This is a genomic window from Isoptericola sp. NPDC055881 (assembly GCF_053615895.1).
On the sequence record NZ_JBSHCR010000084.1, the window covers coordinates 1 to 15,295 of the forward strand.

Below are 15,295 nucleotides of genomic sequence, written 5' to 3' on the forward strand. Positions count from 1 at the left end.
GGGGGTGTCCCGCGGCCCCCCGGCCGCTTAGGCCCGCCCCCCGCGGGGGCGGGGGCCGCGGGGAGCCCCGGCCCCGCCGCGCGGGGGGCCGTGACGTCCGGGCGTCAGGCGCGGGCGGTCGCCAGCACCTCCGCGTGCCCGCGCCCGGCCAGGCCCATGAGGCGGTCGAGGGCGTGCCGCTCCTCGGCGCGGTCGTCCTCCTGCGCGGCGAGCACGAGCGAGTACAGGTCCTTCGGGTCCTCGGGCTCGGCGACGAGGTCCAGGTGCTGCAGCAGCCCGGCGGGCACGTCGTCGTGCACGAAGCGCAACGTGGCCCAGTCCTCGACGGCGAAGCCGACGGAGTCGAAGACGGTCACCGTCGCGTCGTCGGGCGTGCGGCGGTCACCGGCACGCCGTTCGAACGCCGCCTCCGGGCCGACGGTGGCGGGCGCACCGCGGCGCCCGTCCCGGTGGCCGGCCACGACCTCCCACAGCTCGGTGACGGCGACGTCGGGCGTCTGCTGGATCTCCCCCTCGACGCGGGTCTGCGGCTCGTACTCGACGTACACGTCGGCACCCCGCAGGATCGCCGGGTCGAGCTCCGTCTTGCCCGGGCAGTCCCCGCCGATCGCGTTGACGTGCACGCCGGGGTTGGCGAGGCGGAACACCATGTCGTGCGTGAGCACGGTCGCGTTCGCCTTGTCCGCGGTGCAGGTGGTGATGACGTCGGCGCCGGTCACGGCGTCCGCCGCGTCGGACGCCTCGTGGACCGTGAAGCCGAGAGCGCGTGCGTGCCGCGCCAGCTTGGCCTGCGCGCCCGGGTCGGTGTCCCAGACGCGCAGGTGCGTGACGCCGAGCGCGGCGCGCATGCCCAGGGCCTGGAACTCCGACTGCGAGCCCGCGCCGATCAGGGCGAGGGTCCGCGACCCCGCGCGGGCCAGGTACCGCGCGGCGAGAGCGGACGTCGCCGCCGTCCGCAGGGCGGTGAGGAGCGTCATCTCGGCGAGGAACGTGGGGTACCCGTTGCGCACGTCGGCGAGGACGCCGAACGCCGTCACCGTCTGGAAGCCGCGCACAGGGTTGCGCGGGTGGCCGTTGACGAACTTGAAGCCGTACGTGACGTCGTCGCTCGCGGGCATGAGCTCGATGACCCCGTCGCGCGAGTGGGACGCGATGCGGGCGCGCTTGTCGAGGTCGGGCCAGCGCACGAAGTCGGTGGCGAGCGCGTCGACGAGGCGGGCGATGACAGCCTCCGGGCCGCGGTGGGCGACCCATCGCGCGGTGGACGCGACGTCGAGGAACGGGACGGTCGTCATGCGCGGACCTCCAGGTCAGCAGGGTCAGCAGGGTCAGCAGGGTCGGCGGGCTCAGCAGGGCCGGCGGGTGCAGGGCGCAGCTCGAGCGTGCAGCACTTCACGGAGCCGCCGCCCTTGAGCAGCTCGGACAGGTCGACGCCCACCGGCTCGAAGCCGCGCTCGCGGAGACGGGCGTGCATCCCGGTGGCACGGTCGGTGAGGAACACGTGCCGTCCGTCGGAGACGGCGTTGAGGCCGAGCACCGCGGCGTCCTCGGGCGTCGCGAGGACGGCGTCGGGGTAGCGCTCGGCGAGCACCGCCTGCGACGCGGGCGTGAACGCCTCGGGCAGGTAGGCGATCGTGGCGGGCGCGGTGCCCGCGTCGAGGACGGTCAGCGCGGTGTCCAGGTGGTAGTAGCGCGGGTCCACGAGCTCGAGCGTCAGGACCTCGACGCCGAGGAGCGCGGCGACCTCGGCGTGCGCGGCGCGGGAGGTGCGGAACCCGGTGCCGGCCAGCATCACGTCGCCGGCGAGCAGCAGGTCGCCCTCGCCCTCGTTCTGCTCGGTCGCCTGGCCGAGGCTGATGACGCCCTCGCCCGCCCCGGCGAACCACTTCGCGTACGCGACGCCCTCCGGGCGCCGTTCCGGGTAGGTGAACTGCGCCGCGAGCGCCCGGCCCTCGACGACGACGCCACCGTTCGCGGCGTACACCATGTCCGGCAGCCCGGGCACGGGGTCGATCACCTCGACCGTGTGGCCGTACGCCTCGTAGGTGGCGCGCAGGCGCTCCCACTGCGCGAGGGCGCGCCCGCTGTCGACGGGGACGCCGAGGTCCATCCAGGGGTTGATCTCGTAGACCACGTCGAAGTAGGTGGGCGGGCACATGAGGAAGCGGCGCGGGGTCGCGGTGCGCTCCGGGGTCCGCGCGGGCTGGGGCGCCGACGTCGTCGTCGGTGTGAGGGCCGTCATGACCGGGACGCTAGGGCCCCGGACGTTGTGCGCGACGCGCGATCTGTTGCGCGTCCTGCGCCCACACCTGGCGAATCGTGCGTGCAGGTTGAAGAATCCGAGCATGAGCTGGTGGTGGAGGGTGTCGGTGCTGCCATGGACGCGGTGAACCGCCGGATCGTCGGGCACCTGTTGCGCGACGGGCGCGCGACCTACGCCGACATCGGCGCGGAGGTGGGCCTGTCGGCGCCCGCGGTGAAGCGGCGCGTGGACGTCATGCTGGCGCGGGGAGAGATCACCGGGTTCACGGTGCGGGTGGCGCCGGAGGAGCTGGGTTGGGGCGTCGAGGCGTACGTCGAGCTGTTCTGCCGTGGCAACGTCTCCCCCGCCACGCTGCGCCGCGACCTGGCCACCATCCCGGAGATCGTGCGCGTCGACACGGTCACCGGCGAGGCCGACGCGATGGTGCAGATCATGGCGGGCGGCATGGCGGACGTGGAACGCACCGTGGAGGCCATCCGCGGCAGCGCTCGCGTGGACAAGACGCGCACGTCGCTGGTCATGACCCGGGTCATCGACCGGCCCCCTCGGGCGGGGTCCGGCGCGACGGACCCGAGTCCGACGGCGCCGGCACCGGCACCGGCCACACCCCTCACGCCGTCCGACGGCGAGGCGTGACGTGGGCGCCCGGCCCCGCGTGCCTGGCGTGCTGCGGCTGCCGGCCGTCGCCGTCGCAGGGGCCATGACAGCCGTCTCGGCCGTGGCCGTCCTGGCCCTCGCCGCGTGCACGCCGCCCGCCGGCGACGCGGACCGGCTGCCCGACGACGTCGCGCCAAGGCTGACCGCCGAGCTGCGCCAGGAACGCACCCAGTACGCCGACCGCAGGGCGTCGCTGCACGTCACCAACGGGTCCGACCGCACGGTGACGCTGCTCGGCGGCACGCTGGTGGTGCCGGGCTACGGCCCGAGCAGTCCCGACGGCACCCCGCGGGCGCGGACGCTCGGCCCCGGGGCGGGGCGCGACGTGCGCCTGCGCCTGGGCGACGTCGACTGCGACGGCCCAGGCCCGGAGGCCCTGGCCGGCGCGGCGGCCCAGACGACACCGGTCGCGACGGCGACCGTCCGGCTGACCGCGGGAGAGTCGTCGGGTCCTGCCGACCCGACGGCCGGGACCGCCGTCCAAGTCGACGTCACCGACCCGCTCGGCCGGCTCGCCGCCGTGCGCACGGAGGCGTGCGCGGAGCAGCTCGTCGCGTCCGGGGTCGCGCTCCGTGTGACGGACGTCCGGCCCGCCCGGGTGCGGACCTCCGGCGGCGTCGTCGCGGGCGGCCGCATCACGCTCGCCGTCGACCCCGTGCCCGGCGGTCCCGACGTGCGGCTGGTGCAGATCGCCGGCACCACGCTGCTCTCCCCCGCCCGCGGCCGCGCCTGGGGGGCCGACGACCTGGCCGGCCAGGCGGACGGGCAGGTCGTGCTCGACCTCGTCCCGGCGCGCTGCGACCCGCACGTCGTGGCGGAGGACAAGCGCGGCACCTTCCTGCCCGTGCACGCCGAGGTGGACGGCCGCCCGCAGCCGGAGATCTACGTGCCGATGACGGACGACCAGCGCGCCGCGACGTACGACCTCGTGCACGACGCCTGCGGCTGGTAGCGGTCAGACCCAGACGGTGGCGAGCCAGGTCGCGATCCCGGCGAGCACCACGAGGGCGACGTTCAGCCCGACGAGGCGCGCCTCGTCGCGGGACAGGTGCAGCGCCGCGGCCCCGACCTGGAGGACGACGAACCCGGCCGCCGCGACGAGGGCGAGCCACGGCGCGACGCCCACGAGCGGGGGCAGCAGCAGGCCGACCGCCCCGAGGAGCTCGACCGCCCCGATCGCCCGGACGGCGGGCAGGGGGATCGTGTCGACCCAGCCCATCATGGGGCGCAGCCGTTCCCTGCTCTGCAGCACCTTCTTGCTTCCCGCGTAGCCGTAGAAGACGGCCAGCAGGGCGGCGACGATCCAGTAGGCGACGGTCATGGTGGTCTCCGACTCTCCGGCGCCCCGGGGGTGCGATGGCTACGGTGCGATGGTTACTGCTGGTGCGTAGCCGCATCATGCGTGAGCATCGGAGGGGGTACAAAAGGCACACCGGTGTTCGTCAGGCACGAGGGGACGGTCATGTCGCACTACGAGGACACGTGCAAGATCCGCGGCGACCGGGGACGCGCGATCCGCGGGGTCCTGGACCGCGTGGCCGACAAGTGGACGCTGCTGGTCGTCGCGACGCTCGACGACGGACGCCTGCGGTTCACCGACCTGCAGCGACGCATCCCGGGCATCTCGCAGCGCATGCTGACCCTGACGCTCCGCCACCTGGAGCGGGACGGGCTCGTCACGCGGACCGCCTACGCCGAGGTGCCGCCGCGCGTCGAGTACGAGCTCACCGAGGTAGGGGCGACGCTCATCGGCCCTGCGCTCGCCCTCGCCGACTGGGCGATCGCGAACAACCCGGCGATCGAGGCGAACCGGGAGGGCTTCGACGCCCGGGCGGCACGCAAGGCCGCCCGCTCCGGCCGCACACGACCCGAGGTGGGCTGATCCGGTCGGACCAGCCCACCTCGGGTCGACAGAGACGGGGCCGTCAGGGCCGGTGAGCCCTGGGCGCCCGGTCATCGCCCGGTCAGCGCCCGGTCAGAGCCCGCCGAGGATGACGTCCCACAGGCTCTTGACCTTGATGGTCGTGGTGGTCGTGGCGGCCTCGGTGGTGTCGTCGCCCGAGTAGTGCAGCTCCACCTCGACGGTGCCCGGCTTGAACGGCCCGACCCACAGCCGTGCGTCGCCCTTCCGGTTCAGGGTGTCGACGTCGACCCGCTTGCCCTTGATCGTGGCGGTGACCTTGCCGGTCGGGGTGCCGTCCGGGGTGTCCACCGATACGTCGATGCGCGCCGGCTGGAGCCATGCAACGACCGTCTTCGGGGCGCGCACCGTCAGGGTCGGCGTGGCCTTCGCCGGCTCGGTCACCTCGATCGGCACCGTCACCTCGGTCCCGGTCGCGGCGCCCGTCAGCGTGAGCGTGGCCCCACCCGCAGGGGCGTCGGCCGGGAGCTGGACGGACACCGACGCGGTCCCGATCGCGTCGTCGGGCGTGGTGCCCGCGGTGGTCGTGACGGGGGCCGTGCCGAGCACCGTGTCCCCGAGGGAGACGGTGAGCTCGGGGTCGGTGACGTCGCCCGGCGCGGACATCGACCAGGAGGAGACGTCGAAGGCCACGGTGTCGCCGGGCGCGTACGCCGCGGGCGCGTCCGCGGGGAACGAGACGCCGACGGCGCGCTGGCTCGGGTCCACGGCCAGCGGGCCGTCAGCCGTGTGCGACGCCATGTAGTCGACGAACGCCGACAGGTCCGCCTTGCCGGTGTCACGCGCGTTCGCCCCGCCCGCGAAGGCCCGGAAGTTGTCCCCGCCGGCCGCGAGGAACGAGTTCGCCGTGACCGAGTACGACGCGGCCGGGTCGAGCGCCACGCCGTCGAGCCACATGCCGGTGATCCGGTCGCCCTCCGGCCGGTTCGCGTCGAACGTGTACCGGAAGCCGTCGGAGACGCCGAGGCGCAGGAACGGGCGCGTCGGCACGTTCCCGTCCTTGTCGCGCTGCCACTGCTGCTCGAGGACGGTCTTGATCTGCGCGCCCGTGAGGCTCATGTTGACGAGCGTGTTGGCGAACGGCTGCACCAGAGCCGCCTGCTTGTAGGTGAGGGTGCGCGGGAACGCGCCCGTGCCGGTGCCGACCATGTCGGCGCGCAGGCCGCCCGGGTTCATGAACGCGATCTGCGCCGCGCCCGACTCCGGGGCCTCGGTGGCCCACCGCTGCACCTCGGCCACCAGGTTGCCGAGCGTGGACTCGCCGCCCCGGTTCTCCGCGCCCGACGAGAGCTTGGCGCGGTTGAACGCGCCGCCGATCTGGCCGAGCGGCTCCGCGCCGAGCACGTCGCCCTGCTTCACGGCGTCCGACACGATCGTGGTGACGGCGGGGTCGGCCGGGTAGTTGCCCGCCAGCGGCAGGACGGCCGTCCGGACGCCGGCGACGTCGCCCGTCGCCGCGTCGACGGAGTACACGAGCTGGTTGAGGTTGTAGCCGTACTGGCCTGCGGAGACCACGGGCCGCTCCGTCACGGCGCGGCCGGCCCACTCGTCCACGGGGAACTTGCAGTCGTAGGCGAGGTGCGTGTGCCCGGACACGATGGCGTCGACCTCGGGGCTGACGTCGTTGACGATGTCGGCGAACGCGTTGTCCGCCGTCGGCATCGAGGCGCAGTCCGTGGACTGCGCGCCCTCGTGCACCAGCAGGACGACGACGTCGGCACCCTCGGCCTTGAGGGCGTCCGCCTCCTCGTTCGTGGTCTCGACGATGCTCTGCACGTCGAGGTCCGCGATGCCCGCCGGGCTCACGAGCGCGGGCAGCTCCTCGGTGACGGCGCCGACGAAGCCGACCTGCACGTCACCGAAGTCCTTGATCCACGTGGCCGGGACGGCGTCGTCGCCCGTCGCCCGCACCTTGAGGTTCGCCGCGACGTACTGCCACTGCGCGCCGCCGTACGGGTTCGTCTCGGCGTCGTAGGGCGCCATCACCCGGTTCAGCAGGTCGTCGTAGCCCTGGTCCAGCTCGTGGTTGCCGACGGCCGACACGTCGAGGCCCGCGGCGTTGAGGGCGTCGATCGTGGGCTTGTCGTGCTGGATGAACGACTCGAAGGTCGAGGCGCCGATGAGGTCGCCCGCCGCCGCGAACACGGTGTTCGGGTTCTCGGTGCGCAGCTGCTGGACGGCGCCGGCCAGGACCGCGGCGCCGGCCTCGGTGCCGTTCGCCTGGATGCGGCCGTGGAAGTCGTTGGTGGCGAGGATCTGGACGTCGACGATCGGGTCGGCGCTGGCGGACACCGCGCCGGCGGTGGCGATCCCCGCGAAGGCGAGGGTCACGCACGTGACGCCGGCGGTCCGCCGGCGTGCGGGAGGACGAGCGAGAGACATGGGTGCGCTCCTGGGTATGCGGTTGTGACCGGGGCCACGCTAGCGGCGCCCGGCGACACCGGCGTGGCGCGCGGGGTAACGATCAGGAAACCGTCGTCGGCTCCCTGGGCTCGACGTCGGGCTCGACGTCGGGCTCGACGTCGGGCGCAGACCCGGTCACCGTGGTGCCCAGGTGCCCGGTGCGGCGCAGCCACCGCTCGGCCAGCAGCGTGGTCAGCGGCGGCACGGCCGCAGCGAGCGCCACCAGCGTGCGGAACCAGCCCCACCGCAGCCGCACCGCCGCGACCAGCGTGACCACGACGTACGCCACGAACGCCGCGCCGTGCAGCCGGCCGAACAGCCAGACCCCCGCCTCGGTGGACTCCGTGACGTACTTGAGGAACATGCCGACCAGCAGGCCTGCCCAGGTGAACGCCTCGACCACGGCGACGACGGCGAACACCCGGCCCACGACGGACAGGGGCTGGCGGGCGGGGGACGTGTCGGGCATGGCAGGTGTGGCAGGCATGGCGGACCTCTCGTCGGGCGGGCGGTCGGGCCAGTCTGCACGACGACCGCTGCTCACCCCTCCGACGAGATGACGCCGCGTCGGGTCACGACGGTGGGAGTCAGGCGAGCGGGCCCAGCGCTGCGCGCCGGTCGGTGCCCGCGAGCGCCGCCGCGACGGCCGGCTCGTCGAGCACCTCGACCAGCCGCTTCTCCTCGTACCGGAAGTGCGTCTCCATGACGGCGTCGATGCCGTCCAGGTGCCGCTCGAGGGTGGCGGCGTCGGCCTGGGCGTCGACGGCACGGGCGAGCTCGCCGAGCAGGTGGTCCAGCGTCCGGTGGTCGCGCTGCAGCTCGGCGACGACGCCCGTGAGGTCGGGGCGCAGGTCGAGCAGGGTGGTGAAGACGTTGTTGTCCTCGCCGCGGTGGTGGCCTTCGAGGGCCTGGCAGAAGCCATGGCAGTGCAGGCCGAGCCGGTGGCGCGGGTCAGCTGTCGCGCCGAGGGCCTCGGCGTCGGAGACGGCCTCGCGGGCCACCTCCATGGCGTCGCGCAGGCGGGCGTGCACGGTGCGCAGCTCCTGGCCCCAGGCGACGAGGCGGGCGGTGTCGGACGACGGGTCGGTGACGGGACCGGGGTCCGGGTTCAGGTTCGGGTTCGGGTTCGGGGTGGGGTCGGGGTTCGGCACGATGCGACGACCCTAGTGCGGGCCGGCGACGCGCGGCGGGCGAGGCCCTGGTCACGGCGCCGTCGTCCGCCGTCCACCTCCCGTCCGTCGAGCGGTCATGTGCTCCCGATGGGATGGTCGGGCAACGGACGACCCTTGCCAGCCACCTTCTGGAGGACGACATGGACCACCGCAGCTCCGCACCCGCCGGCGTCACCCGCCGCGGCGCCCTGGCCGCCGCCGGGACCCTCGGCGCCCTGGGCGTCGCGGGCGCCCTCGCCGCCCCCGGCGCGGCCGCGGCCACGACCGCCACCCGCCCGCGCCAGGGCGCGCTGATCGGCCCGGCCCGGGGCTCCACCCTGCACGCGATGAGCTTCAACATCCGCCTGGACCGCGAGGACGCGACGCACCCCGGCGAACCGGACCACTGGCCGGACCGCGCCCCGCTCGTCAGCGCGTTCCTCGCCCTGGAGCAGCCGACGATCCTCGGGGTCCAGGAGGCCGAGTTCCAGCAGCTCGTCGCCGTCGAGGACGGGCTGGGCAAGCACTACCGCACCGTCGGTTACGGCCGCTCGGGCGGCGCGGACGGCGAGCACTCCGCGATCTTCTACGACGCGCGGCGCCTCACGCTGCTGTGGTGGGACCAGTTCTGGCTGTCCGACACCCCGGACGTCATCGGCTCCGCCACGTGGGGCAACTCGGTGACCCGCATCGTCACCTGGGCCCGCTTCCGCGACGAGCGCACCGGCACCGAGTTCGTGCACGTGAACTCGCACTTCGACCACCAGTCGGAGAACGCGCGCGTGCGCAGCGCCGAGGTGGTGCGCGACCTCGCGGCCGGCTTCGGGCTGCCCGTCGTCTTCACGGCGGACTGCAACGCCGCCGCGGAACGGTCCGCCCCGTACGACGTCCTCGTCACCGACGGCGGGCTGCTCGACACCTGGCGCGCCGCGGCGACGCAGCTCACCCCGGAGGTCGGGTCGTTCCCGAACTACGGCACGCCCGTGCCCGGCGGGGACCGCATCGACTGGGTCCTCGCCACCCCGGGCACCGAGGTGCTCGCCGCGACCATCAACACCTGGACGAAGGACGGCCGCTACCCCAGCGACCACACCCCCGTGCAGGCGCTGCTGCGCCTCGCGTGAACGCCGTCCAGCGATGAGTTCGGCGGGCCCGCGGCGTCGACCAGGAATGACACGACACCTCGGGCCCGCCGACGGCGACTCCCTCGGCCCGGAACGGTTCGCCGACGTCGACGGCGTCCGCCTGTGCTACCAGTCCGTCGGCGACCCCGCCGACCCCACGGTCCTGCTGGTCGGAGGCGTCGGGTCACCGATGGACTGGTGGCCGGCGGACCTGTGCGCGGCCCTCGCGGAGCGGGGCCGGCACGTCGTGCGGTACGACCACCGCGACACGGGCCGGTCCACCACCTGCCCGCCCGGCGCGCCGGACTACACCGGCCGGGACCTCGCGGAGGACGCCCTGCGGGTGCTCGACGACCTGGGCGTCGCCCGGGCGCACCTCGTGGGTCTGTCGATGGGCGGCGTCATCGCCCAGGAGCTCGCGCTCGAGCATCCGGACCGCGTCGCGGGCCTCACGCTGGTCGCCACCAGCCGCGCCGTCCGCGGCCCTGGCGACGCGGACCTCCCGCCGTCGGCGCCCGAGCTGCACGGCCTCTGGGACGGCCCCTCCCCCGACCCCGCCGACACCGCCGCGCTGGTCGACGCCGCCGTCGCGGAGGACCGCGCGCTCACCGGCCGGGGCGACTTCGACGAGTCGCGCACCCGCGCCGTCGCCGCCCGCGCCGTCGAGCGCTCGACCGACCCGACCGCCGGGACCAACCACTTCGCGGCCGAGCCCGGTGCCCCGTTCGCGGGCACCCTCGCCGACGTCGGCGTCCCGACGCTCGTCGTGCACGGCCGCGAGGACCCGCTGTTCCCCGGCCACGGCGCCGCGCTGGCCGCGGAGATCCCCGGCGCGCGGCTGCTGCTGCTCGACGGCGTGGGTCACCAGGTGCCGCCGCCGTCCTCGTGGGAGGTGCTGCTGCCTGCCCTGGTCGAGCACACCCGGGAGCGCGACGAGCCGTAGCGGGTGGAGGATGACGGCATGCCTTCCCTCACCCTGACCGCCTGGGGCCACGCCGGGATCCGCCTGGAGCGGGACGGACGCACCCTCGTCGTCGACCCGGGCACGTTCACCGACCCGCGCGTCCTGGCGGGCGCCGACGCCGTCCTCGTCACGCACGAGCACCCGGACCACGTGGACGTGCCGCGCGTCGCGGCGGCGCTCACCGACGACCCGGCGCTGGAGCTGTGGGCCCCGGCGTCCGTCGTCGAGCAGCTGACCGACGCCGGTGCGCCCGCCGACCGCCTGCACGCCGTCGACGGTGGTGCGTCGTTCGACGCCGCGGGCTTCGCCGTCCAGGCGGTGGGCCACGTGCACGCGACCATCCACCCGGACCTGCCGCCGCCCGCCAACGTCGCCTACCTCGTCGACGGCGTCGTCCTCCACCCCGGCGACTCGTTCACGCCCCCGCCCGCGGGGGCGCGGGTGGAGGTGCTGGCCCTGCCGGTGGCCGCGCCGTGGCTCAAGCTCTCCGAGTCGGTCGACTACCTGCGGCAGGTGGCCCCGCGGGTCGCCGTCCCGATCCACGACGCGATCCTCAACGACGCCGGCCTCGCGCTCGTCGACCGCGTCGCGGGTGGGCTGGGCGGCGCGCGGTACCGGCGGCTCGCACCCGGCGAGCCCCTCGAGGTCCCGCTCCCCTGAGCCGCTCCACTGCGCCGCTCCCCTGAGCCGCTCCCCTGGCCCGCTCCCCTGGCCTCGGCGCCGGGGTTCAGGTACGGCTCAACGGCACCACGTCGGCCAGGGTCGCCTGCAGCTCCGCCGAGCCGCCCGCCGGGCGGAACCCCAGGGCCGTGTTGATGGCCAGCATCGGCCCGTTGGTCTCGTTGTTCCAGGTGGAGATGCGCCGGGTGCCGGGGCGCAGCCGCGCGTGCTCGCGCAGGTTCACCGCCTTGAGCAGCATCCCGAGCCGGTGCCCGCGGTGCTCCGGCAGCACGACCGTGCTGTCCTGGTCCGTGAGCTCCGGGCGGTCGTGCGCGAAGACGAGCAGCGTCATGCCCGCCAGCGTGCCCGTGGCGACGTGCTCCGCGACGGCGACGAGGCCGCTCTTGCCGCGCTCGGCGCGCTTCGCCTCCTCCTCGCGGATCCGCTCTTCGTCCCACCGCTCGACCTCCAGCGCGAGGCCGCCGTTCGGCTCGTCCTCGGAGAGCTTCTGCTCCAGCCCGGCGAGCTGCGCCACCCACTCCTGCGGTGCCGGGTCCTGCCAGGTGTGCACCCGGTAGGCGTCGCCGGCGTGCGCCGCGGCCTCGGCGACGAACCCGTCGACGACGCCGTCCGGCAGCGGGGTGTCCAGCACGGAGCGCCGGCTCACGATCTCCAGCCGCAGGCCCGCGCGGCGCGCGAACCGCATCCCGGGAAGGTCGGCGGACACGTGGCCGGCCCCCTCGGCGGGAGCCAGCGCGTCGGGGGCGTCCGCCGGCGGCTCGGCGGCGAACTCCACCTCCGCGAAGACCGTGGTGCGGCCCTCCGTGAGCGCGACCCGGCGCAGCCGGTCCGCGATGGCCGAGCCGATCCCCCGCCGGCGGTGCGAGGGCAGCACGGCGATCCGCACGACGGCGAGATGGCGGTTGTCCGTCACGGGCAGCAGCAGCACGCCGTGCCCGACGACGCGGGGCGCGCCGTCGTCGCCCTCCACGGCGACCCACCGGTACCGCCGGGCGCGCTCCGGGTGGAGGTCGCCCACCAGGATGTCGACGGCGCGCGGCGGGAAGTCGTCGTGGCCGAGGTCGGCGAGCGCCACCTCCCGCTCCACCGCGGCGATGCCGTGGTACGCCCACGCGTCGGGGGCGTCGAGACGGTCCGCGCGGGGCGGTTCGAGGAGGCGCCACGTCGGGGTGGTCGCGGGAGTGCTCATGGGCCCACGGTGCGCCCTGGATCCCCGCCGCGCCACGCATTTCCGCGGCTTCCCTTCGCGCGTCCCGCGCCGCGACGCGTAGGGTGCCTGACCGTGACGACCGAGACCCCGCTGCCGGTGACCACGGGCCGACTGGTCCTGCGCGCGCACCGCGCGGAGGACCTCGAGCCCCTGCTCGCCTACTACGCCGACCCCGACGTGGCCCGCTACCTGCTCGAGGAGCCGTGGACGCCGGAGGTCGCGGAGGCGCAGCTCGCCAAGCGTCTCGCCCGCACGACGATCGACGAGCCCGGCTCCGCCCTCGCGCTGGTCGTGGAGCACGACGGTCAGGTCGTCGGCGACGTCGCCCTGTGGACGACGGGCGACACGGTCTCCCGGGGCGAGATCGGCTGGGTCTTCCATCCCGGCCACACCGGCCAGGGCTTCGCGACCGAGGCGGTGCGCGCCGTCCTCGACCTCGCGTTCGACTTCTACGGCATGCACCGCGTCGTCGCGCAGCTCGACGCCCGCAACGAGGCGTCCGCGCGGCTCTGCGAGCGGGTCGGCATGCGGCGCGAGGGGCACCTGCGCGCCGACTGGTGGTCCAAGGGCGAGTGGACGGACACCCTCGTCTACGGCCTCCTCGCCACGGACCGCACGACTCCCTGACCCTCCGGGGCAACCTCCCGGCCGTCGGCGGCGTCTATGGTCCATGCAGACACGACGCAGGCGGTACCCATGACGAGTCACGGCGTCCCGACGCTCGTCGGCGAGACGAGCGACGAACGCGTCCAGGTCGTGGCGGCGGGCCAGACCGCGGCGGAACGCTTCACGGCGTTCGCCGCAGCGAGCACGCCCGCCCTCTCCCGGATCGCCTACCTCCTGTGCGGGGACGAGCACCGCGCGGGCGACCTGGTCCAGCTCGCGCTCGAACGGACCTACCGCGCCTGGGGACGGGTCGGCGACGGCGACCCGTTCGCGTACGCGCGCCGCGTCCTCGCCACGGCGCGCATCGACGGCTGGCGCCGCACGCGCCACGACGTGCTGTCCGACCCGGCGGACCTGCGCCCCGCCCCCGAGCCCGACGCGACCCGCACCGTGGTGGACCGCGACCAGCTGGTGCGCGCGCTGCGGGAGCTGCCCGAGGGCCAGCGCCGCGTCGTCGTCCTGCGCTACCTCCTCGACTGCTCGGAGGCACAGACCGCCGACGAGCTGGGGATCTCGGTGGGCGCGGTGAAGTCGGGCGGGTCCCGCGGGCTGGCGCGACTGCGCCGGCTGCTGGGTGCGGAGGGCACGCACGGCACCACAACGACCACACCGACCGCACCGACCGCACCGACCGCACCGACCGCGACGACGAGGAAGGGGACGGTCCGATGACCCTCCAGGACGACTTTCTGGCAGAGCTCCAGCACGCCGCCGGCCAGGTGGGACCGGTGACCGGGCTCGACGGCGCGGCCATGGGGCGCCGCGCGGTGCGGCGCGTCCGGGCACGGCGCGCCGCGCTGACCGGCGTCGGGGCGCTCGCCGCCGTGGGCGTCGTCGCGGGCGCGGGGCTGCTCCCGGGCGGCACGACGACGATCGACCCCGCGGCGCACGACGTCCCGGCGGGCTGGACCCCCGTGGCCGTCGGCGGGGTGCGGCTGGCGGTGCCGCCTGGCCTCGAGCCGACCACCGCCGGGGTCTGGGAGGACGACCGGGACGAGGGCGAGCAGAGCTTCGTCCAGGTCCAGCCCGCGGACGACCTGGCGCTGGTGCCGACCGGCTCCGGGCTCACGCCCGTGGACGTCGACGTCCCGGGTGCGCGGTCGGCGCGGTACGTCACGCAGGACTTCTCCGACGTCCCGAGCATGGTGCAGGACTTCGACGGCACGCTGCAGGTCGTCAGCGAGACCGGCGACGTGGTGCAGGTGACCCTGGTGTGGCGGGACGCGGACGAGGGCGAGGACCTGTTCACCGACCTCGTGCGATCGGTGTCCGTGGACGAGGACGCCCCGCCCCTGCCGTCGGCGGAGGGCGTGGCGGAGCTGCGGCCGCTCGAGGGGTTCGTGGCCGGGGTCCCGGACGGCTGGCGGACGGCGGAGCTCGCCGGGCTGGAGTACGCGGCGCCTCGCGGCTGGGCCGACGACCGTGGCGTCGCCGAGGCGTTCCCCGCCGGGTCCGAGACGCGGTCCGCGAACGCCGACGGGTCGGCGTCCCTGACGGTCCGGCAGGCCGCCGAGTTCGCGGCGTGGCCCGGCTCGATCGCGTCGTCGCCCCTCGACCCGGCGTCCACCTTCCCGCTCGACGGCGCGGACGTGGTGCAGGTCGAGACCCGGTCCGAGGACGGCGTCGAGCGCGCCACCGCGCACGTGCGACGTGCCGGCGGGCGCGGGTACGTCGTGACGGTCGAGACGCCCGCCACCGCCGACGGGCGCGCCCTGGCGCTGCAGCTCCTGGGGACGCTGGGCTTCGCCGCCGAGGCGGAGCGGGTGCCGGGTGCGCAGGACCTGCCGGAGCTGCCGACGTCGGCCGTCCCCGCCGGGTGGCGCGAGACGTCGTCGGGCGTGCTGGGGCTGCGGCTGGCGCTGCCGCCCGGGTGGGCGCAGGTGCCGCCGCCGGACGGGGTCGACTGGTCGGCGGGCGGGCCGCGGGAGACGGTCACGGCCGTGACCGAGCCGGGGGACGCCCTCGATGCCGTCCCGACAGCCGGGTACCGGTACGACGTCCCGGGCGCGGACGCCGTCGTGGTCCGGCTGGGCGACGACGTCACGTCCGAGGGGCTGCCGTGCTTCCTGGGAACGGTGGAGCTCCGACGCGGCGACGACGCGGTGGTCCTGTCGTACAGCGGCCCCCGCGGTGCGGCCTCGCAGGAGCGGTTCGGCAACCTCGTGCGGTCGCTCCGGGTGACCGGCAACTAAGACGGCGTCGGTCGTCGTCGACGTAGCGGTTCGGTCTCGTCCTGCGCGCGGACGAGACCGAAC

General features: G+C 75.2%; 16 protein-coding genes. 9 read left to right on the plus strand and 7 right to left on the minus strand.

Annotated elements, in window-relative coordinates:
- Positions 1–104: 104 nt before the first annotated feature.
- Both ACWGKI_RS18490 and ddaH read right to left on the minus strand, forming a co-directional pair.
- Entirely contained in the window at positions 105–1,295 is a 1,191-nt protein-coding gene (locus ACWGKI_RS18490) for an ornithine cyclodeaminase (RefSeq protein WP_452188956.1), read from the minus strand.
- Complete coding sequence (ddaH, locus tag ACWGKI_RS18495; RefSeq protein WP_452188958.1) at positions 1,292–2,242, minus strand: dimethylargininase; 951 nt, start codon at positions 2,240–2,242, stop codon at positions 1,292–1,294. The genes ACWGKI_RS18490 and ddaH overlap by 4 nt, the downstream gene beginning before the upstream one ends.
- Before the next feature lie 111 nt (positions 2,243–2,353).
- Between ddaH and ACWGKI_RS18500 the strand changes: the two genes are divergently transcribed.
- Together ACWGKI_RS18500 and ACWGKI_RS18505 are read left to right on the plus strand one after the other, a co-directional pair.
- Positions 2,354–2,899, plus strand: coding sequence for an Lrp/AsnC family transcriptional regulator (locus tag ACWGKI_RS18500; protein WP_452188960.1), 546 nt, complete (start codon positions 2,354–2,356; stop codon positions 2,897–2,899).
- Between the two features lie 64 nt (positions 2,900–2,963).
- Positions 2,964–3,872 carry a hypothetical protein gene (locus tag ACWGKI_RS18505; RefSeq protein WP_452188962.1) on the plus strand — a complete coding sequence of 303 codons (909 nt, stop codon included), beginning with the start codon at positions 2,964–2,966 and terminating at the stop codon, positions 3,870–3,872.
- A 3-nt stretch (positions 3,873–3,875) separates the two neighbouring features.
- On the opposite strand, the gene ACWGKI_RS18510 is transcribed toward ACWGKI_RS18505, so the two are convergent.
- Positions 3,876–4,241: a DoxX family protein gene (locus tag ACWGKI_RS18510; protein ID WP_380244169.1), complete on the minus strand. Its 366-nt coding sequence runs from the start codon at positions 4,239–4,241 to the stop codon at positions 3,876–3,878.
- A gap of 141 nt (positions 4,242–4,382) precedes the next feature.
- Here ACWGKI_RS18510 and ACWGKI_RS18515 point away from each other — a divergent pair, with 141 nt between their 5' ends.
- On the plus strand, positions 4,383–4,802 hold the full coding sequence (locus ACWGKI_RS18515; protein ID WP_380244170.1) for a winged helix-turn-helix transcriptional regulator: 420 nt from the start codon (positions 4,383–4,385) through the stop codon (positions 4,800–4,802).
- A gap of 93 nt (positions 4,803–4,895) precedes the next feature.
- Here the strand turns inward: ACWGKI_RS18515 and ACWGKI_RS18520 are convergent, their stop codons facing one another.
- The 3 genes from ACWGKI_RS18520 to ACWGKI_RS18530 all read right to left on the minus strand — a co-directional run bounded on the left by ACWGKI_RS18520 (position 4,896) and on the right by ACWGKI_RS18530 (position 8,395).
- A complete protein-coding gene (locus ACWGKI_RS18520; protein ID WP_452188964.1) occupies positions 4,896–7,223 on the minus strand; it encodes a 5'-nucleotidase C-terminal domain-containing protein in 2,328 nt (775 codons plus the stop codon).
- A gap of 82 nt (positions 7,224–7,305) precedes the next feature.
- A complete protein-coding gene (locus tag ACWGKI_RS18525; protein WP_452188966.1) occupies positions 7,306–7,731 on the minus strand; it encodes a DUF3817 domain-containing protein in 426 nt (141 codons plus the stop codon).
- 100 nt (positions 7,732–7,831) lie between these two features.
- Positions 7,832–8,395 carry a hemerythrin domain-containing protein gene (locus ACWGKI_RS18530; protein ID WP_452188968.1) on the minus strand — a complete coding sequence of 188 codons (564 nt, stop codon included), beginning with the start codon at positions 8,393–8,395 and terminating at the stop codon, positions 7,832–7,834.
- 161 nt (positions 8,396–8,556) lie between these two features.
- Between ACWGKI_RS18530 and ACWGKI_RS18535 the strand changes: the two genes are divergently transcribed.
- Genes ACWGKI_RS18535 through ACWGKI_RS18545 form a run of 3 tightly spaced genes read left to right on the plus strand, consistent with a single transcriptional unit; the run spans position 8,557 to position 11,143 of the window.
- Positions 8,557–9,519 (plus strand): endonuclease/exonuclease/phosphatase family protein, encoded by a 963-nt coding sequence (locus tag ACWGKI_RS18535; RefSeq protein WP_452188970.1) that lies wholly within the window; start codon positions 8,557–8,559, stop codon positions 9,517–9,519.
- Between the two features lie 46 nt (positions 9,520–9,565).
- Positions 9,566–10,462 (plus strand): alpha/beta fold hydrolase, encoded by an 897-nt coding sequence (locus ACWGKI_RS18540; RefSeq protein WP_380244175.1) that lies wholly within the window; start codon positions 9,566–9,568, stop codon positions 10,460–10,462.
- A gap of 18 nt (positions 10,463–10,480) precedes the next feature.
- Positions 10,481–11,143: an MBL fold metallo-hydrolase gene (locus tag ACWGKI_RS18545; RefSeq protein WP_452188972.1), complete on the plus strand. Its 663-nt coding sequence runs from the start codon at positions 10,481–10,483 to the stop codon at positions 11,141–11,143.
- A gap of 67 nt (positions 11,144–11,210) precedes the next feature.
- Here ACWGKI_RS18545 and ACWGKI_RS18550 read toward each other — a convergent pair whose 3' ends face one another.
- The gene (locus ACWGKI_RS18550) at positions 11,211–12,353 is read right to left on the minus strand and encodes a GNAT family N-acetyltransferase (protein WP_452188974.1); all 1,143 of its coding nucleotides are present in this window, start codon (positions 12,351–12,353) and stop codon (positions 11,211–11,213) included.
- A 93-nt stretch (positions 12,354–12,446) separates the two neighbouring features.
- Here ACWGKI_RS18550 and ACWGKI_RS18555 point away from each other — a divergent pair, with 93 nt between their 5' ends.
- From ACWGKI_RS18555 to ACWGKI_RS18565, 3 genes are all read left to right on the plus strand, one after another.
- Positions 12,447–13,001: a GNAT family N-acetyltransferase gene (locus ACWGKI_RS18555; RefSeq protein ID WP_452188976.1), complete on the plus strand. Its 555-nt coding sequence runs from the start codon at positions 12,447–12,449 to the stop codon at positions 12,999–13,001.
- Positions 13,002–13,070: 69 nt separating this feature from the next.
- Entirely contained in the window at positions 13,071–13,712 is a 642-nt protein-coding gene (locus ACWGKI_RS18560; protein ID WP_452188978.1) for a SigE family RNA polymerase sigma factor, read from the plus strand.
- Positions 13,709–15,232: a hypothetical protein gene (locus ACWGKI_RS18565; RefSeq protein ID WP_452188980.1), complete on the plus strand. Its 1,524-nt coding sequence runs from the start codon at positions 13,709–13,711 to the stop codon at positions 15,230–15,232. The genes ACWGKI_RS18560 and ACWGKI_RS18565 overlap by 4 nt, the downstream gene beginning before the upstream one ends.
- The last annotated feature ends 63 nt before the right edge of the window (positions 15,233–15,295 follow it).